Annotated in this window: 14 protein-coding genes; 12 read left to right on the forward strand and 2 right to left on the reverse strand. The window is 72.4% G+C overall.

Translation table 11 applies throughout. The features are described from left to right. The first annotated feature begins 39 nt into the window (after positions 1–39). The 11 genes from C8N24_RS22960 (at position 40) to C8N24_RS23010 (ending at position 10,072) form a co-directional block, all read left to right on the forward strand. Positions 40–396, forward strand: a complete 357-nt coding sequence (locus C8N24_RS22960; RefSeq protein WP_121254516.1) for a hypothetical protein — start codon at positions 40–42, stop codon at positions 394–396. Continuing rightward, on the forward strand, positions 383–808 hold the full coding sequence (gene tsaE, locus C8N24_RS22965; RefSeq protein ID WP_121254518.1) for a tRNA (adenosine(37)-N6)-threonylcarbamoyltransferase complex ATPase subunit type 1 TsaE: 426 nt from the start codon (positions 383–385) through the stop codon (positions 806–808). The genes C8N24_RS22960 and tsaE overlap by 14 nt, the downstream gene beginning before the upstream one ends. Then, the gene (gene tsaB, locus C8N24_RS22970; protein WP_170179337.1) at positions 805–1,545 is read left to right on the forward strand and encodes a tRNA (adenosine(37)-N6)-threonylcarbamoyltransferase complex dimerization subunit type 1 TsaB; all 741 of its coding nucleotides are present in this window, start codon (positions 805–807) and stop codon (positions 1,543–1,545) included. The genes tsaE and tsaB overlap by 4 nt, the downstream gene beginning before the upstream one ends. Beyond that, positions 1,542–2,048, forward strand: coding sequence for a ribosomal protein S18-alanine N-acetyltransferase (rimI, locus tag C8N24_RS22975; RefSeq protein ID WP_170179338.1), 507 nt, complete (start codon positions 1,542–1,544; stop codon positions 2,046–2,048). Before tsaB ends, rimI begins: the two co-directional genes overlap by 4 nt. After that, entirely contained in the window at positions 2,045–3,013 is a 969-nt protein-coding gene (gene tsaD / locus C8N24_RS22980) for a tRNA (adenosine(37)-N6)-threonylcarbamoyltransferase complex transferase subunit TsaD (RefSeq protein WP_121254524.1), read from the forward strand. The genes rimI and tsaD overlap by 4 nt, the downstream gene beginning before the upstream one ends. A gap of 1 nt (position 3,014) precedes the next feature. Beyond that, entirely contained in the window at positions 3,015–5,471 is a 2,457-nt protein-coding gene (locus tag C8N24_RS22985) for a S8 family serine peptidase (protein WP_121254526.1), read from the forward strand. Then, the gene (locus tag C8N24_RS22990; protein ID WP_121254528.1) at positions 5,468–5,713 is read left to right on the forward strand and encodes a glutaredoxin family protein; all 246 of its coding nucleotides are present in this window, start codon (positions 5,468–5,470) and stop codon (positions 5,711–5,713) included. The genes C8N24_RS22985 and C8N24_RS22990 overlap by 4 nt, the downstream gene beginning before the upstream one ends. Further along, positions 5,710–6,399, forward strand: a complete 690-nt coding sequence (locus tag C8N24_RS22995; RefSeq protein ID WP_121254530.1) for a redox-sensing transcriptional repressor Rex — start codon at positions 5,710–5,712, stop codon at positions 6,397–6,399. Before C8N24_RS22990 ends, C8N24_RS22995 begins: the two co-directional genes overlap by 4 nt. 6 nt (positions 6,400–6,405) lie before the next feature. Continuing rightward, on the forward strand, positions 6,406–7,533 hold the full coding sequence (locus C8N24_RS23000) for a carboxylate-amine ligase (RefSeq protein WP_121254532.1): 1,128 nt from the start codon (positions 6,406–6,408) through the stop codon (positions 7,531–7,533). Continuing rightward, complete coding sequence (locus C8N24_RS23005; protein WP_121254534.1) at positions 7,530–7,940, forward strand: hypothetical protein; 411 nt, start codon at positions 7,530–7,532, stop codon at positions 7,938–7,940. The genes C8N24_RS23000 and C8N24_RS23005 overlap by 4 nt, the downstream gene beginning before the upstream one ends. Before the next feature lie 101 nt (positions 7,941–8,041). Next, positions 8,042–10,072 carry a sodium-translocating pyrophosphatase gene (locus C8N24_RS23010; protein ID WP_121254536.1) on the forward strand — a complete coding sequence of 677 codons (2,031 nt, stop codon included), beginning with the start codon at positions 8,042–8,044 and terminating at the stop codon, positions 10,070–10,072. Positions 10,073–10,114: 42 nt separating this feature from the next. Here C8N24_RS23010 and C8N24_RS23015 read toward each other — a convergent pair whose 3' ends face one another. Continuing rightward, a complete protein-coding gene (locus C8N24_RS23015; RefSeq protein ID WP_121254538.1) occupies positions 10,115–11,929 on the reverse strand; it encodes a methyl-accepting chemotaxis protein in 1,815 nt (604 codons plus the stop codon). Positions 11,930–12,017: 88 nt separating this feature from the next. After that, positions 12,018–12,560: a cysteine hydrolase family protein gene (locus C8N24_RS23020; RefSeq protein WP_121254540.1), complete on the reverse strand. Its 543-nt coding sequence runs from the start codon at positions 12,558–12,560 to the stop codon at positions 12,018–12,020. A 198-nt stretch (positions 12,561–12,758) separates the two neighbouring features. Here C8N24_RS23020 and C8N24_RS23025 point away from each other — a divergent pair, with 198 nt between their 5' ends. Continuing rightward, entirely contained in the window at positions 12,759–17,861 is a 5,103-nt protein-coding gene (locus C8N24_RS23025) for a phage tail family protein (RefSeq protein WP_121254542.1), read from the forward strand. Positions 17,862–17,863 lie beyond the last annotated feature (2 nt).

Genomic DNA, 17,863 nt, shown 5'->3' on the forward strand with positions numbered 1-17,863 from the left:
AGGACCGTAGCCGATGCACCGGTCTACACTGGCCCGCTCATGTCGCTCCGTCACGCCATGACCATCGCCGCTGCCGCGATCGCGCTCGCGCCCGCGTCCGCCTTCGCCCAGGGCGCCGGTGACGACCAGTACAACGATCCGTTCGGGGACGAGGAGTCGCAGGAGGCCACGCCGGCGCCGACGGCCCAGGCCCCCGCGCCGACCGCCACGCCCGGGCCCGCCACGCCGTCGCAGGCCACGCCCGTGCCGTCGGGCCCGCAGGCCACCGCGACGCCCGCGCCGGGCGGGCCGAGCCTCCCGTACACGGGGATCGACGGCTGGCCGATCGCCATCGGAGGAGCGCTTCTGCTTGGCTCCGGCCTCGCGTTGCGGGCGCGCCTCCGTGACACGGTCTGAGCTGACCGCCGGACCGGAGGCCACCGAGCAGGCCGGCGCGCAGCTGGCGCGGACGCTCGCGCCCGGCGACGTCGTGCTGGTGTCAGGTGATCTGGGCGCGGGGAAGACGACGTTCGTGCGCGGCGCGCTCCGCAGTCTCGGGGTCGAAGGACCGATCACGTCGCCGACGTTCGTGGTCGGCCATCAGCACGAGGGCACGAGCGGCCCGCTTTCGCATCTGGATCTCTATAGGCTCGCGGGCATGACGGGTGAGGATCCTGGACTGCTCGACCCGTTCTTCGCGGACGACGCGATCGTGTTCATCGAGTGGCCAGAGCAGGCGATGGACGCGTTCCCGCCGGAGCGCGTCAAGCACCGCGTGCGCCTCGCGCACGCGGGCGGGGACCAGCGCCGGATCGAGGTGGAGTCGTGACGGGAGGCGCGATCGTCGGCATCGACACGTCGACCAAGGCGACCTCCGTCGCGGTCGTGGTGCCGGGCGGACGCGAGGTCGAGCGCCGCGACGACCCGCTGCCCAACGAGCAGCCGCGCCACGCGGAGGTCCTGCAGCCGCTGATCGAGCGCGCGCTCGAGCAGGCGGCGACGTCGTGGGACGAGGTGACCCGGATCTGCGTCGGCGTCGGCCCCGGCGGGTTCACCGGGCTCCGGCTCGGCATCTCGACCGCGCGGGCGCTCGCGCAGGGGCACGACGTCGAGGTCGTCGGCGTGTCGAGCCTCGAGGCCCTGGCTCGCGGGGTCGAGCTGGCGAGCCCCAAGGAGCTCGACCTGCCCGGCCATCCCGAGGTCGCCGGTCCGGTCCTGGCCGTGATCGACGCGCGCCGCGGCGAGGTGTTCGCCGCGATCTACCGCCATCACCGCACCACGATGGAGCCCGGGGTCTTCCCGCCGGCGGAGCTCGCCGAGCGCGTCGCGGCCCGGCGCGAGTGGGGGCGGAGCCCGATGCTGGGCGTCGGCGACGGAGCGGTACGCTTCAGGGCGGAGCTCGAACGGGCCGGAGTGGCGGTGCCGTCCGACGGCTCCCGCGCCCACCGCGTCAGCGCCTTGATGGTGTGTCGGCTGGGACGTGCGCGAGATGCCGTCGATCGCGACGCCCTGCTCCCGGAATACCACCGAGAGCCGGACGCCGTCCCGCCTTCACCACCTCAGTGACCGCACCCCCAGCCGCCGCGATCGAAGTCCGCCGCCTCACCTACGCCGACCTGCCGCAGGTCGTGGCGATCGAGCGCCGAGCGTTCACGTCGCCGTGGTCGCTGGCGATGTTCGTGCTGGAGCTGTCGAAGCCCACGGGGATCTGCCTGGCGGCCGAGCTGCCGTCGTCCGGCCCTGAGCCGGAGCTCGGTGGGTACCTGATCTGCTCGCGCTACGACACGGTCTGGCACGTGATGAACGTGGCCGTGGACACCACCCAGCGGCGCCGCGGCATCGCGACCGCGATGATCGAGTCGCTGCTCTCGCGCGTGGAGCGCGACGCGCAGCTGACGCTCGAGGTCCGCAAGAGCAACGCGGGCGCGATCCGGCTGTACGAGGGCTTCGGCTTTAGGTCCGCCGGGGTGAGAAGGCGCTATTACGCAGACAACGGCGAGGACGCGCTGATCATGTGGCGGACGCCCGCCACGCTGCGTGGTTCTCTGGAAGACGTACCTGGAACATGATCCTGGCCATAGAAACGAGCTGCGACGACACGTGCGCCGCCGTCGTCACGCGCGACGGTGAGATCCGCTCGAACGTCGTCTCCTCCCAAGGCGTGCACGCGCGCTTCGGCGGCGTCGTGCCCGAGTGGGCCTCCCGCCATCACCTCGAGTTGGTGAACCTGGTCGTCGACCAGGCGATGGAAGGCTCCGACTGGGACGACGTCGAGGCGGTCGCCGTCACCCAGGGCCCTGGCCTGGTGGGCGCGCTGCTGATCGGCGTGGCCACCGCGAAGGGGCTGGCCGCCTCGCGCCGGCTGCCGCTGATCCCGGTCAACCACCTGCAGGGCCACGTCGCCGCGAACTTCCTCGGCGGCTTCGAGCCGCCGTTCCTGTGCCTGGTCGCCAGCGGCGGGCACACGTTCCTCGCGCGGGTGACCGACCACGCGGGCTACGAGACGCTCGGCCAGACGCTCGACGACGCCGCCGGCGAGGCGTTCGACAAGGGCGCGCGGCTGCTCGGCCTCGGCTACCCGGGCGGGCCGGCGCTGTCCAAGCTGGCGCTCGAGGGCGACCCGACCGCCTTCAAGTTCCCGACCGCCGCGAAGGTCGCCGGCTACGACTTCTCGTTCGCGGGCCTGAAGACCGCGCTCCTGTACAAGGTGCGCGAGCTGGGCGACGACGCCCAGCGCCTGAAGGCCGATCTGGCCGCCTCCTACGAGCACGCGATCGTCGAGGCCCTGATCCTGCGCATCACGCGTGCCCTCGAGCACGAGGCCGACCCGCGGATCGCGATCGGCGGCGGCGTCGCCGCGAACCGCCTGCTGCGCGAGCGCGCCCAGTCGCTCGGCGTCCCCGTCCACGTCCCGCCGCACGCGTTGTGCACGGACAACGCGGCGATGATCGCCTCGGCGGCCCGCTACCTCGAGCCGACGCCGTACCCGGACTACCTGGCGCTGGACGCCTACGCGACCAAACGCGCCGCCTGACGTGGCGGAGGGCGACGAGGGGCGGCACACGGACGCGGCCGCGGGCGGCGAGCCCGCGCCGGGCGGCGCAGCCCCGGGTGGCAAGCCGCCGGCGGCCGGCGGCGAGGCCGCGGCGCCCGGCGGGCCCGCCTTGCCGGGCGGGCCCGGGGGCCTCCTGGCGCGGCTGCGGCGCGCGCCCAAGGCCGTCCTCGCCGGCGGGGCGGTCGTGCTCGTCGCGCTCGTCGTCCTCGTCGTGGCGCTGCTCTCGGGCGGTGCCGGGCCGCTCCCGGACGTGACCCCGCCCAAGGCGGCCTCGCTGGCCGATCCCGTGCCGTACGACGGGCGGTCGCCGATCCAGGCGCGCAGCGGCGAGCAGCGGGTGCTCGTGGAGTTCGACCGGCCCGCGCTCGGGAAGCGCGAGAACGCACGCACGATGGGCGCCGAGGCGCAACGTGACTACGTGGACGAGCTCAAGCGCGAGGCGACTACGACGCGGTCGGCGCTGCAGGCCAACGGGGTCGTGCTGCGGGACGTCGTCGCCTTCTACCGGGTGTGGAACGGGTTCGCGGCGACGGTGCGCACGCGCGATCTGCCCAAGCTCGCGGCCCGGCGGCTCAACGTGCGGACCGTCCGGCGCGCCTATCCGGCGTCCGGCGAGCCCGTGTCGGTGCCGGACAAGCCGAGCCTCAAGCGGGCCGGGCTGGGCGGCCAGGCACCGATCGCCGTGCTCGACACGGGCGTCGACGCCGGTGCGCTGGCCGGGCACGCGGACCCGGGCTACGACGCGGTCGAGCGCGACCGCGACCCCGCGCCCGGCACGGATCCGAGCGGCGAGAAGCGCAAGGAGACGAGTGGCACCGCGCTCGCGAGCATCCTCGCGGCGGCGGGGGAGCGGGTGATGCCGATCCGCGTCGCCAGCCTGCGCGCGGACGGCGGCACGGTCACCGCCGAGACCACGACGGACCAGATCATCGCCGGGCTCGAGCACGCCGTGGACCCCAACGGCGACCGGGACACCTCCGACCACGTCCCGGTGGCGCTGGTCGGCGTCAACGCGCCCTACGCGGGCTTCAGCGACACGCCTGAGGCGCAGGCGGTCGAAGGCGCCGCCGGCCTGGGCACGCTGACCATCGCGCCCGCCGGCAACGAGGGCGCGGCCAAGCCGGGGAGCGGCACGGTCGGCTCGCCGGCGTCGGCTCCCCAGGCGCTCGCGGTCGGCGCCCTCGCCGGCCCGGAGCCCGCCGCGCGGACGGAGCTCGACGCCGACGGCACGAAGCTCGACGCGGCGATGCTCGCCGGCACGCCGCCGCGCGACGGCACGACCGCCGGCCCGATCGACGACACGAGCGCCGAGGCGCTCACCGCGGTCGCCACGCGCCTCCGGGGCAAGGTCGTGATCGTCAAGGCCAACGAGAACCCGGCGGCTCAGGCGGCGGCCGTGGCCGCGGCCGGAGCGCGCGCGGTCGTCCTCGCGATGACCGATGACGGAGAACCACTTCCCGCCATCTCCGCCGGCCGCGCCGCCGCGCCCGTGATCGGCGTCACCGGCGAGGCCGCGGAGGCGCTCCTCGACGCCGAGCCGGGCAAGCCGATCACGTTCGGCACGCCCAAGCGCGGCCCGCGCGGCGAGACCGAGACGACGCGCGCCTCCACGTTCACGGCCCAGGGCCCGTCCGCGGGCGGCCTGCCGAAGCCCGACCTGGCGGCGCCGGGCAGCGCGCTGACCGCCGTCGGGGTCAGCGGTGGGACCGCGGTCGCGGCCGCCAACGTCGCCATCCAGGCCGCCCGCCTGAGCCGCGCCCGCCCCGAGCTCACCCCCGAGCAGCTCCGCGCGACCCTGATCGCCGCCGGCCAGCCGCACGACCTGCCGCCGGACCGGGCGGGCGCGGGCGTCGTCGCCGAGCCGACGTCCGGCGTCACCGCCGACCCGCCGACGGCCGAGTCCGGCCCGCTGGACCCGGTGACGATCGAGCTGAACGCCGCCAACACGACGCCGGTGACGCTGACCGCGACCGGTGGCGCCGTCCCCACCCCGAACGCGCTCACGCTCACCCCGGGTGCGCCCGCGGCGATCAACATCCGCCTGCCCAAGCCCGGCACCACGACCGGGCGGCTGGAGGCGCGCAACGGGAACGCCGTCGTCGCCAGCGTCCCGTGGCTGATCCACCCCGACGACGTCGAGCCGATCGCCGTGGGGGAGCCGAAGATCGACCGCGGCGGCCGCCGCGTGCGCTTCACGCTCGGCCGCTTCCAGCGTGGCCCGCAGACCGAGGTCCAGGTCGCCGAGAAGCTGATCCTCGACCTCGTCGACGGCGACGGCAAGCCCCGGCGCACCCTGACGTTCCGCGGGGGCGCGCGGGAGCTGATGCCCGCCGAGTACGCCTACACGCTGCCCGCCGGCACCCGCGACGGCCTCACGTTCCGCATCCGCGCCTGGGCGCCGAACCAGGACGAGCCGACGACCCGGACCGCCCGATGATCGTCACGCTCTACGGCCGCCCGGGCTGCCATCTGTGCGAAGCAGCACGCGAAGCGCTCCTGCGCGTGCAGGCGAGCGCGCCCTTCGAGCTCGACGAGATCGACATCGAGACCGACGACGAGCTCCACAAGCGCTATCTGGAGCGCATTCCCGTCATCACGCTCGACGGGGAGCATCTGTTCGACTACGAGGTCGACGAGCAGGCCCTGTTGCAGCGCATTGTCTATCGTGAGGGAAGATGAGTTTCGGCGACGTCGCCACGAAGGCCGGCGGCGGCGGCTTACCCCCGAACGATGGGCTCGGACCACTGTCCGACCGCCTCTCGCTCGGCGTGGCCGCCCGCCTCTCCCGCTATCTCCAAGTCCTTACCCAAGCCCGGAAGATGGGTAAGGAGACGATTTCCTCACAGGAGCTCTCGGAGTACACGCACGTCAACTCGACGCAGATCAGGCGTGACCTCTCCGGGTTCGGCAAGTTCGGCAAGCGGGGGGTCGGCTACAACGTCGACAGCCTCGTCAGCCAGATCCGCAAGATCCTGCGGACGAGCGGCCAGCACAACATCGCGCTCTTCGGCGCGGGCCATCTCGGCAAGGCGATCGCGTCCAGCGACATCTTCGCCGACCACGGCTTCCGCGTCGTGGCCGTCTTCGACCAGGATCCGGGCAAGATCGGCGAGCAGGTCGGCCCCGCCACGGTCCGCCACGTCGACGACCTGCGCTCCGTCGTGGACGAGGAGGACATCGTCGTCGGCGTCCTCGCGGTGCCCACGGCCGCCGCGCAGGAGCTCGCGGACAAGCTCGTCGACGCGGGCGTGAAGATCATCTTCAACTACTCCGAGGCCCTCTTGCAGGTGCCTCCGGAGGTGACGGTCCATACTTCGAGCCCGGCCGTCGATCTTCTGTACGCGCTGTACTTCTACCTGACCTGAGCCCTGATGGATCTGAACGCGGCACGCGAGCTCTTCGAGACCTCGCAGGACTTGACGGTGGGCATCGAGGAGGAGTGGGCGATCATCGACCCGCAGACCCTCGAGCTCGTCCCGAAGTACGAGGCGCTGCGCGCCGACGGTGACCAGGACGACGTCCTGCGCGAAGCGATCTCGGGCGAGCTGATCTCGTCGGAGATCGAGATCCGGTCGGGTCGCGGGGAGGACGTCCAGCACGCGCTGCAGCTGCAGCGCGAGGCCCGCCGGCGGCTGTTCGCGCTCGCGGACCGGCACGGCGTCGGGCTCGCGTCCACGGGCACGCACCCGCTCAGCGACTACCGCGACCAGCACATCATCGACACCGAGCACTACCGCCGCGTCCAGGACGGGCTGCAGTACGTGGCCCGGCGCAACAACACGTTCGCGCTGCAGGTCCACATCGGCGTCAACGGGCCCGACCGCGCGATCCAGGCGTGCGACCGCCTGCGCCCGGTGCTGCCGATGCTGCTCGCGATCAGCGCCAACTCGCCGTTCGTCGACGGCCAGGACTCCGGCCTGCACACGGCGCGCACGCAGACGTTCACGAAGTCGTTCCCGCGTTGTGGCGTCCCGGATCCGTTCGAGACGTGGGGCAACTGGCAGGACTACGTCGAGCTGCTGCTGCGCACGAACTCGATCGTCGAGTTCACCCAGCTCTGGTGGTCCGTGCGCGCGCACCACTCCTACGGCACGATCGAGGTCCGGATCTGCGACGCGCAGACCACCGGCCCGGAGGCCGACGGCCTGATCCAGCTGATCGTGGCCTGCGTCGCCCAGGCGCTGCGCGAGATCGACGCGGGCGAGGTCCCGCCGGCGGTCCCCGGCCGCCTGATCGAGGAGAACATGTGGCGGGCCATCCGCTACGGGCAGGACGGGCACCTGCTCGACCTCGAGGCGCCGAGGATCGAGGAGTACCCGGCCGCCGAGGCCGTGGACCGGCTGAAGGCGTGGACGGGCGTCGACGTCGCCCTTCCCGAGCTCAACGGCGCCCAGCGCCAGCGCCGCCTGATCGACGGCGGCGCGTCGCCCTACGAAGTGTTCAAGGTGTGCGTGGACGAGACGCGCGCGACGTATCCCTCTGAGGAGAAGATCGCATGACTCAGCCGCCCCCTCGCGAGTTCACCGACGAGGAGATCCGCCAGATCGAGGCGGAGATGGACAAGCTGCAGGTGGAGGACGTCCTCCTGCAGACGCTCGTGACGCTGATCAACCTCGGCGCCCGCAAGGCCGGCCTGGCGGCGCCTCCCGGCGAGGAGCCGGCCGGGCGTGACCTCGGCCAGACCAAGCAGGCGATCGACGGCGCCCGCGCGCTGTTCGGCCTGCTGGAGGCCGAGCACGGCGAGCAGCTCGCGCCGATCAAGGACGCGCTCTCGCGCCTGCAGATGGCGTACGTGCAGCTTTCGGGTGGCACGCAGGAGGCCTCACCGTCAGCGCCCGAACCGGAGAAGCCCGAAGGAGCCGGTCCGGCGCAGTCCTCCGGTCGACTCTGGGTGCCCGGTCAGTAGTTCCGCCGACATCCCGGTGTAGACTCCCGCTCCGCTGATACGGCGGCCCCTACGGGCCGTCGTTTTCGCGTTCCAGAGGAGAGAGAAGGAGAGGGGTTAGGTTGTCTGACTTTCTGTCTGACCACGGCGTGCTCGTCGCGGTGGTGTGCGCGTTGCTCGCCGTCGTGTACGGCGTGGTGACGACGAGACAGCTGCTCGCGTTGTCTCCCGGCAACGAGGTGATGCAGCGGCTGTCCGCTGCCGTGCAGGAGGGCGCGCAGGCCTACCTCCGCCGCCAGTACACGACGATCGGCATCGTTGGCGTCGTGCTGTTCGTCGCGCTGCTGTTCCTGCAGGACATCGAGGTGGCGATCGGCTTCGCGGTCGGTGGTCTGCTCTCCGCGGCGGCCGGCTTCATCGGCATGAACGTGTCCGTGCGCTCCAACGCCCGCGTGGCGGAAGCGGCGCGCGGCGGCATCGGCCCGGCGCTCAACGTCGCGTTCCGCGGCGGTGCCGTGACCGGCATGCTCGTCGTCGGCCTGGCGCTGCTCGGCGTCGCCGGCTACTACGGCATCCTCACCTGGGGCTTCGACGTGGAGACCGACGAGGCGGTCGACGCGCTCGTCGGCCTCGGCTTCGGCGGCTCGCTGATCTCCGTCTTCGCCCGTCTGGGCGGCGGCATCTTCACCAAGGGCGCCGACGTCGGCGCCGACATCGTCGGCAAGATCGAAGCCGGCATCCCGGAGGACGACCCGCGCAACCCGGCCGTGATCGCCGACAACGTGGGCGACAACGTCGGCGACTGCGCCGGCATGGCCGCGGACCTCTTCGAGACCTACGCGGTCACCGCGGTGGCCGTGATGCTCCTCGGCGCGCTGCAGTTCGAGGGCAACACGGACGTCGTGCTGTACCCGCTGCTGCTCGGCGGCGTGTCGATCATCGGCTCGATCATCGGCACCTACGCGGTGCGCGGCGACAACGTCGAGCGCGCGCTCTACCTGGGCCTGATCGTCGCGGGCATCATCTCCGCGATCCTGATCTATCCCATCACCGCGTGGCTGATGGACGACCTGGGCGACATCTCCTCCACGGACGTCTACCTGTGCGCGCTGATCGGCCTCGCGGTCACCGCGGCGCTGTTCGTGATCACGGACTACTACACGTCGACCCGGTTCAACCCGGTCCGCTCGACCGCCCGCGCCTCGGTCACCGGCCACGCGACGAACATCATCCAGGGCCTCGCGCAGGGCCTGCAGGCGACCGCCGCCCCGGCGCTCGTGATCGTCCTCGGCATCTGGGGCGCGTCCGAGCTGGCCGGCACGTTCGGCGTCGGCATCGCGGTGATGGCGCAGCTCTCGCTGTGCGGCGTGATCGTCGCGCTCGACGCGTTCGGCCCGATCACCGACAACGCGGGCGGCATCGCCGAGATGGCGAACATGCCCGAGGAGGTCCGCAACATCACGGACCCGCTCGACGCGGTCGGCAACACGACGAAGGCCGTGACCAAGGGCTACGCGATCGGCTCGGCGGCGCTCGCGGCGCTCGTGCTGTTCGCGGCGTTCAAGATCGAGCTGCAGCGTGAGCTCGGCGTCGACAACGTCACGTTCAGCCTCGACGACCCGCTCGTGCTCATGGGCCTGATCGTCGGCGGCCTGATGGTCTGCCTGTTCGCGGCGCTCTCGATGGAGGCCGTCGGCCGCGCGGGCAGCGCGGTCGTGGAGGAGGTCCGCCGTCAGTTCCGCGAGAAGCCGGGCATCATGGACGGCACCGAGGAGCCCGAGTACGGCCAGTGCGTGGACATCGTGACCCGCGCGGCCCAGCGCGAGATGATCATCCCGTCGCTGATCCCGATCGTCTTCACGCTGATCGTCGGCCTCCTCAGCTACGAGATGCTCGGCGGCCTGCTGATCGGCGTGATCGTCGTCGGCCTGTTCTTCGCCGTGATGATGACGTCCGGCGGTGGCGCGTGGGACAACGCCAAGAAGCTCATCGAGGACGGCGAGTTCGGCGGCAAGGGCTCTGACGCCCACGCTGCGTCGGTCACCGGCGATACGGTCGGCGACCCGTTCAAGGACACCGCCGGTCCCGCGATCAACCCGATGATCAAGGTGGCGAACATCGTCGCCCTGCTGATCATCCCGCTGATCGCGTAGACGCGTGTGACGCGCCCCCGCTCCACGCGGGGGCGTGTCCCTCTACGTCAGCTGGAAGCGGTGGACGAGCTGGTTGAGGTGCTCGGCCGTCGCCGCCAGCGACTGCGCGGACGCGGCGATCTCCTGCGCGGCGGCGCTCGTCTCCTGCGTGGAAGCGGACACCTGCTCGGCGGCGGCGCTGGACGTCTCCGAGACGTCGGCGACGCCGATGATGTCGGTCTCGGCGCGGGTGGTCCCGGCGCTGATCTCGTCCACGGCGGCCGCGATCGACGCGACCTGGTCGGTGACATCGGCGACGCTGAGGCCGATCTGCTCGAACGCCTCGCGCGTGTGCTCGACGGTGGCGACGCCGCCCTGCGTGCGCTGGGCGCCGTCGGCGACGACCGCGACGACGTTGCGCGTGTCGGTCTGGATCTCCTCGACGAGGCCGGCGATCGTCTGCGCTGCGGTCTGCGACTCCTCCGCCAGCTTGCGCACCTCCTCGGCGACGACCGCGAAGCCCTTGCCCTGCTCGCCGGCGCGGGCGGCCTCGATGGCGGCGTTCAGCGCCAGCAGGTTGGTCTGCTCGGAGATGCCGGCGATCGCGTCGACGATGCCGCCGATGCGCTCGGACTTTGCGCTCAGCGCGCTGATGGCGTCACCGACGGCGCTGGAGGAGGACGCGAGGTCGCGCATCGCGTCCGTCGCGGTCCTGGCGGCCTCGACGCCTTCGACGGCGACCCGGCGGGCCAGCTCGGCGGCCTCGGCGGTGGCGGTGGCGGTGCCGGCGCTGGTCGCGGCGGCGCGGGCGGCGTCCTGGACGGCGCTGCGCGTGGACTCGACCATCTTGACCTGGCGCTCCGCGCCGTGGGCGACCTCGGTGACGGCGGCGGCGATCTCGCCGACCGCGCGGCCGGTCTGCTCGGACGTGGCGGCCATCTCCTGGGAGGCGGCCGAGACGACCTCGGCCTGGCGCGACAGCTCGCCGATCACCTCGTGGAGGTTCTTGACGAGCGTGTCGAAGGCGTTGCCGAGCCGGTCCTGCGGGCCGCGGGGCCGGACGGTGGCGGTGAGGTCGCCGGCGGCGAGCCGGTCGGCGACCGCGGCCATCTCGTCGAGGTACGCGACCATGCGGGTGAAGGCGGCGCCGGTGTCCCCGAACTCGTCGTTGCTGGTGATGGTCACGTCCTGCTGGACGTCGCCCTCGGCGATGCCCTCGGCGGCGGTGCGCATCTTCTGGGCGTTGCCCGTGAGGGCGCGCGCGATCAGGAAGGCGAGCGCGCCGGCGATCAGCGCGGCGGCGGCGAGCAGCAGCCAGATCGTGCGGTCGGCGACCTTGGCGGTGTGCTGGGCGGCCTTGACGGCGGCCTCGCCGAGGCGCGCGTTGTGCGCGTTCCACTTGGCGGTGGCGGCGTCGAGCGCCTTGAGCTCGTCCTGGGACTCGAGCAGCAGCTGCTCGGCCTGGGCGATGCGGCCGGCCTGGACGTCTTCGACGAACGTGCCCGAGGCCCTCGTGACGGCGTCCCAGGCGGCGTGGGCCTGGGCGTAGAGGTCGCGCTCCTCGGCGTCCGTGAGGGTGGCCTGGGCTTCGGCGAGCAGCTCGTCGGCCTTGGCCCGGTACGCGTTGAGCTCGGTGATCGAGTCGGCCCGCTCAGCGGGCGTGGCGATCACGAGGTGGTTCTGGACGCGCCGGTAATCCGCGGCCGTCGCGCGCACCGCGCTCGTGAGCGTGGCGCTCGCCAGGCTCTCCTCGCCGAGGTACGTCGCTCGGTCGTCGACCGCGCCGAGCTGGTGGATGGCCGCCAGCCCGAGCACGAACATGAGCGCGATCACGGCACCGAAGGCACCGAACAGCTTGGCACGGACTGGGAAGCGCATGTCCCGTCAATCGGTCGATCCGTTGAGCGAACGATGTTCCCCAACTGACACTTCTCATGTTGGCGAGCGCTTTACGTAAAGAGTGACGCTAGGCAAGGATCGCTTCATGAGTGGTCATGACCGTCGCGAACTCGCCGTGGAGGTTCGTGGCCGTCGCGTGGGAGAGTTGGTCGGCGTTCAGGTCGCCGCGGTCGAACGTGTGCGTGGCGTCCAAGACGAAGCGCACGTCGTAGCCGAGGTTCCCGCCCATCCGCGCGGTCGTCTCGCAGCAGTGGTTGGTCGTGATGCCGCAGATGAAGAGCTGGCTGACGTTGCGCTCCTGCAGCCACCCGTGCAGGTCCGGCTCGCCGTAGAAGCACGAGTTCGTGTGCTTGGTGATGAGGACGTCGGGCTCGCCGGTGATCACGTCCTTGAAGTCGTTGCCGTCCTGGCCCGGCCGGAGCGGGGACCGCTCCTCGGTCGAGTCGTGGCGGATGAACACGACGGGCCCCTGCGAGGCGCGCCAGTGCTCGAGCAGCCGGCCGATGTTCGCCTCGGCCTCGGGGTTGTTGCGCGGACCCCAGTAGCCCGCGTCGTCGAAGCCCTTCTGCACGTCCACGACGAGCAGGGCGGCAGAATCAGCAGCACTCATGGCTCACATGTTGCCCGAGCCGTTGCCCCACTGGCCCTATCGGTTGACCTGATCGACATGTAGGTTCGCCGCGACGTGGCGGAGGCAGCCGAGCGCGAACCCCAAGTCGAATCTGCCGTCCCGACGTCCGCGGGGCCGGCGCCCGCCTTCTCCGGTGGCGCCTCCGACCTCGCCGGAGCGGGCCATTCGCGCCCCCCGATGTCCCGCGGCACCGTCATGCGCCTGCAAGGCAGCGCCGGCAACGCCGCCGTCTCCGGCCTGATCGACGGCGCCCGCCGCGCCGACTCCGCGGTTCGCACGGTGACCCTCCCGGCCCCGGGCGACGCCGAGCTGATGCGAGCGATCGTCGCCCGCGCGCCGTCCACCTTGACCGAAGACCGCCCGATCGTCGCGCCCGAGGAGGACAAGCCGGCCGAACGGTCCCCGGACAGCGAGTCGGAGGCCGCGGGTCCGTCGGACGCGGCACAGGACGCCGGGTCGACGGGCGCGAGAGCCGCAAGCGAGACGACGCAAGGCGCGCACGGCGTCGGCGAGACGGGGCAGGTCGCGTTCGCCGGCGGCGAGTCCGCGGCGGCAGACGCCGCCGGCGCGGCCCAGGGCGCGTCGGCAGGTGGCGCAGCCGGCGCGCCCACAGCGAGCGCGGTCGCGCAGGACGCGCTTGCGAGCCGCGAGGCGACCACGACGGGTCCGTCGGGCGAGACGGAAGGGGCGCCGACGAGCCTCGCCGGAGCGGCCCCGCAGGACGAAGCAGGCACGGCGAGTGCGGAGCAGGGCGCGCGTGCGAGCGGCGCGGCGGGCCTTGCCGGGGCGGCGGTGCAGGGCGCGCTTGCGGGTGGTGACTCGGCGACGACGGACGTGCTGGGCGCCGCGGGTGCGGCGCAGGGCGCGCTGGCAGGGGGCGCGGCGGCTCAAGCAACGCTTGCCGGTGGTGAGTTGGCGGCAGCGGGCGGCGCTCCCGGTGTGGCCGGGGCGACGCTGCCGGCCGGGGAGCTTCTCGGTGGGGCGGCGGCTTCCGGTGTGGCCGGGGCGACGCCACCGGCCGGCGAGGCTGCCGTTGCGGGTGCGGGCGGGCCCGGGATCGAAGCGTTGGCCGGTGCGGCCGGGGGCGAGGTGGCGGCGGCGCCCGGTGCGGCGGTTGCCGCGGCTGGCGGTGGGGCGGCCGGGCCGGTGTCCGTGCTCGGGAACGTCGGCGCGATCGCCGGGGGGATGGGTGGGATCGCTTCGGCCGTCACGGGTGGGCTCGCGGCGGCGACGCCCGGCGTGGCGCCGGTGGCGAGCGGTCCGGTCGGCGCGCCCGAGGCGGGCGGGGCGGCCGGCGGCGGCGAGAGCGAAGGCGCCGCGGCGGAAGGGCCGTCGGAGGATGAGCTCACCGCGATCGACGAGCAACTCGCCGCCGGGCCGCAGCCGGAAGCGGATGCACCGGAGGCGGTGGCGGCGGAGTCCGTGGCGGCCCCGACGGCGGAGCCCGCGGCGACGCCCGCCGTGCAGGACACGCCCGAGGCCGTCGTGGAAGGCCCGGAGCCCGCGCCCGCGGCGATGGCCGAGGCGGCGGTGCCGTCGTCGCTGGAAGAGGTCGTCGCGGCCGAGGCGTCCGTGGCCTCGGTGCCCGAGACCGAGATGGTCGCCGAGCCGAGCGCCGAGGAGCAGTCCACGACCGCGGCGGCCGAAGCGGAGGAGGCCGGAGCCGACACGCTGAGCGAAGGCGGCGGCGAGGCGGTCCTCGCGCGCGCGGCGACGACCGAGGTGCTCGCCCCGCCGACCGAGGACCTGACGGCCGAGCCGGACGAGGAGCCCGCGGTCGACCCGGCGGCGATCTCCGCGGACGCGCAGGGCGAGATGGAGGCGCTCGGCGCCTCCGGCGGCGGGGAGGTCACCGGCGGTGGCGGTGGCGGTGGCGGGGGAGGCGGCGGCGCCGTCGAGGCCGAGCCGGAGCAGCCCGCGCCCGACGTCAGCAACGCGGACCCCGCCCAGGCGGTCGCGCAAGCGGCGAGCCTCAAGCCCGCGCAGATGCTGGAGACGCTGGGCGGCGCGGAGAAGGCCGCCGCCAACCACGTCACCAAGGAGCACGAGAAGCTCGCGGCGCAGCCGCCCGAGCTCGAGGCGGGCGGCGGTCCCGACGCGCCCGCGGCCGACGAGAAGCACGTCAGCACGCCGCCGAGCCGACCCAGCACCCCCAAGGCGGCGGAGAAGACCGGCGGCGCGCCCGAGAAGCCCGCGCCCACGCCCGCGCCGCCCGCGAAAGCGCCGCTGCCGGCCGGTCCGACGCTCAAGCCCGACGAGAAGGGCAACGTCGCCGAGGGTGACGGAGCCAAGATCAAGGCCGCGATCGAGGCGCTGCCGATCACCGACGGCGCGGTCACCGTCCCGCAGATCAGCACGCCCAAGCTGAGCCTCACCGGCGCGGCGGACCCCGGCCAGATGGCCGAGCAGAAGCAGCACCTGGACCAGACGGTGGGCAAGGCCACGGCCCAGGGCGCGCAGGAGGCCAACGAGCCCGCGGGCGAGAACGACCTCGCGCCGACCGTCAAGGCCGAGAAGATCAAGGCCGAGATCCCCGCCGGAGCAGCGCAGGCCGCGCCGGGCGCAGCCGGCCCGGGTGCCGACGACGACGTGGCCAGCATCGTCGCCGAGCAGGAGCAGGGCCCGGCGCTGAAGGCCGCAGCGTCCCAGGCCGCCTCACGGATCGACGCCGAGAAGCAGCAGCACGCCGCCAAGTCCGCCCAGACCAAGGCCGCGGCGCTCGAGGAGGCGCAAGCCGAGGAGGCCAAGGGCAAGGCCGACCAGATCGCCGAGCACGCCGCCGCCAAGGCCGGCGTCTCCCAGGCTCGACAGGACTGGACCGCGGACCAGAAGCAGCAGGCCGACGCCGCCAAGCTCGAGGCCACCGGCGCGGTCGGCGAGGCGCAGACCGCCATCCAGTCCGAGAAGACCAGGGCCGAGGCCGACGCGATCAAGCACGTCGAAGCCGGCCGCAAGGAGGCCGAGGACCACAAGCGCAAGGGCGACGAGGAGGCTAAGGCCGAGAAGGACAAGGCCAAGCAGGAAGAGGGTGGCGGCGGCTTCTTCGGCTGGGTCGCGTCCAAGGCCAAGGCGCTCTACGACAAGGTCAAAGACGGCATCACCGCGGTCTTCAACAAGGTCCGCAGCGCGATCACCACGGCCATCAACAAGGCCAAGGAGCTCGCGCACAGCGTCATCGACCGCGCGGTCAAGTTCGTCGCCGACAAGGTCAAGGCCGTCGCGGGCAAGCTGCTCGCGATCGGCGACAAGCTGATCCCCGGCTTCGCGGCCGCCCGCCAGAAGTTCGGCAAGTGGATCAAGGACCGCGTCAAGCAGGCCGTCACGGCGCTGAACAAGATCGTCACGGCGGTCAAGGACGGCATCAAGAAGGTCATGACCGCGGTCGGCAACGCCCTCAAGCAGGGCCTGGACCTGCTCAAGAAGGGCATCAGCGCCGCGATCGACGCCGTCAAGAGCGTCGTCAAGGCCGCGATCGAGAAGGCCAAGGCCGCGATCGCCGCCCTCGGTCAGTTCGCGTCGATCATCAAGGACATCGCGTCCAACCCGGGCCAGTGGCTCAGCAACCTGGGCGCGAGCGTCGTCGACGGCATCAAGAACCACCTCTGGGTCGCGCTCAAGACCGCCGTCCAGGGCTGGTTCAACGAGAAGCTGGAGTCGCTGCTCGGGCTTGGCAAGAGCGTCATGAGCCTGCTCACCAAGGGCGGGATCTCGATGGCGCAGGTCGGCAAGATGGCCTTCGAGGCGCTCAAGGCCGCGATCCCGCCCGCGCTCATCGCGCTGCTCGTCGAGCGCCTCGTCTCCATGATCGTCCCCGCCGCGGGCGCGGTGATGGCGGTCGTCCAGGGCCTGATGGCCGCCTGGGGCGCGATCCAGAAGATCCTCGCCGCGATCGACCGCTTCATCGCCTTCCTGAAGGCCGTCAAGTCCGGCAACGCAGGCCCGGCCTTCGCGAACGCGCTCGCCGCGGCCGCCGTCGCGGTGATCGAGTTCGTCAGCCAGTTCCTGCTGCGCAAGATCGCCGGCGCCGCCGCCAAGGTCGCGGGCAAGATCAAGGCGATCGCCCAGAAGATCGGCAAGAAGCTGATGACGGCCATGAAGAAGGTCGGCAAGAAGCTCAAGGGCGGCCTGAAGAAGATCAAGCGCGGCGTCACGAAGGCCAAGGACAAGGTCTTCGGCAAGAAGCAGAAGAAGACCGACGAGGAGAAGAAGCAGGACAAGCAGGACCGGCTCGACAAGGCCGCCGCGGCGCTGCGTCCGAAGATCGCCGCGCTCATGGCCAAGGGCACGACGGGCCTGTTCCTCAAGGGCCGGCTGCTCGCGTGGCGGCTCATGTACCGCCTCTCCAAGCTCGAGGCCAAGAAGGGCGGCAACAGCGTCCAGATCGTCGCGACCGTCAACCCCTTCGCCGAGATCGGCCAGGGCACGGAGCTCAACGGCGAGCGCCTGCGCCAGCTCGCGCACAAGGTCGCTGAGCGCCTCCTGCAGCGCGACGACGTGATCGCCGCCGCCGAGCGCATCCGCAAGAACTGGGAGGAACGGCCGGGCACGGACACCGACATCGAGGCGGGCGTCGGCTACATGGGTGGCACCAAGGCCCACCAGCAGCGCCCGGCGCAGCCGTGGGGCCACAAGGAGTACTACCGGACCGGTGAAGACCGCCACCGGATCGGCGAGCAGCAGAAGGCCGGCGCGACGAACCAGTTCGTCGACAAGATCGGCAGCTACCCCGAGATGGCCGACGCGATCAAGGCCTCCGGCATGTCCGACACCCGCTTCGCCCTCATGATCCGCAGCTACGCGGCCACCGGCAAGCTGCCCGAGGGCCTGTCAACGCAGCACGGCGACATGGTCGCCCAGATGGCGTACCTGATGTTCGTGCGCGAGTCCCACCGCAACCAGGGCAACGTCGCCATGGGCCCGATGACGCTGGACCTGATCCGCAGCGGCAACATGACCTTCGACGAGGCCTTCAAGGCGTTCGAGCCGACCGAGGAAGGCGGCCAGCCGACCAAGCCGATGGGCCGCGGGGCGTACCCGATGTCCGGCATCGGCGCCCCGGCGGCCGAGCGCGGGCTCGCGTTCGAGGAAGACCGCCCGATGATCGGCAAGAGCAAGGGCAAGGTCGAGAACCGGCGCGAGCTCCAGCGCCGCGAGGTCGAGCTCGTCAGCCGCTGGGTGACGGCGCAGATCAAGGCCGAGGGCGGCGCGATCGCCGCCAACGAGACGGCGATCGCCGAGAAGATCGAGCAGATGGTTCTCGGCTTCTACAAGATGAAATAGAA

It is taken from the genome of Solirubrobacter pauli, from assembly GCF_003633755.1.
Taxonomy (GTDB): Bacteria; Actinomycetota; Thermoleophilia; order Solirubrobacterales; family Solirubrobacteraceae; genus Solirubrobacter; species Solirubrobacter pauli.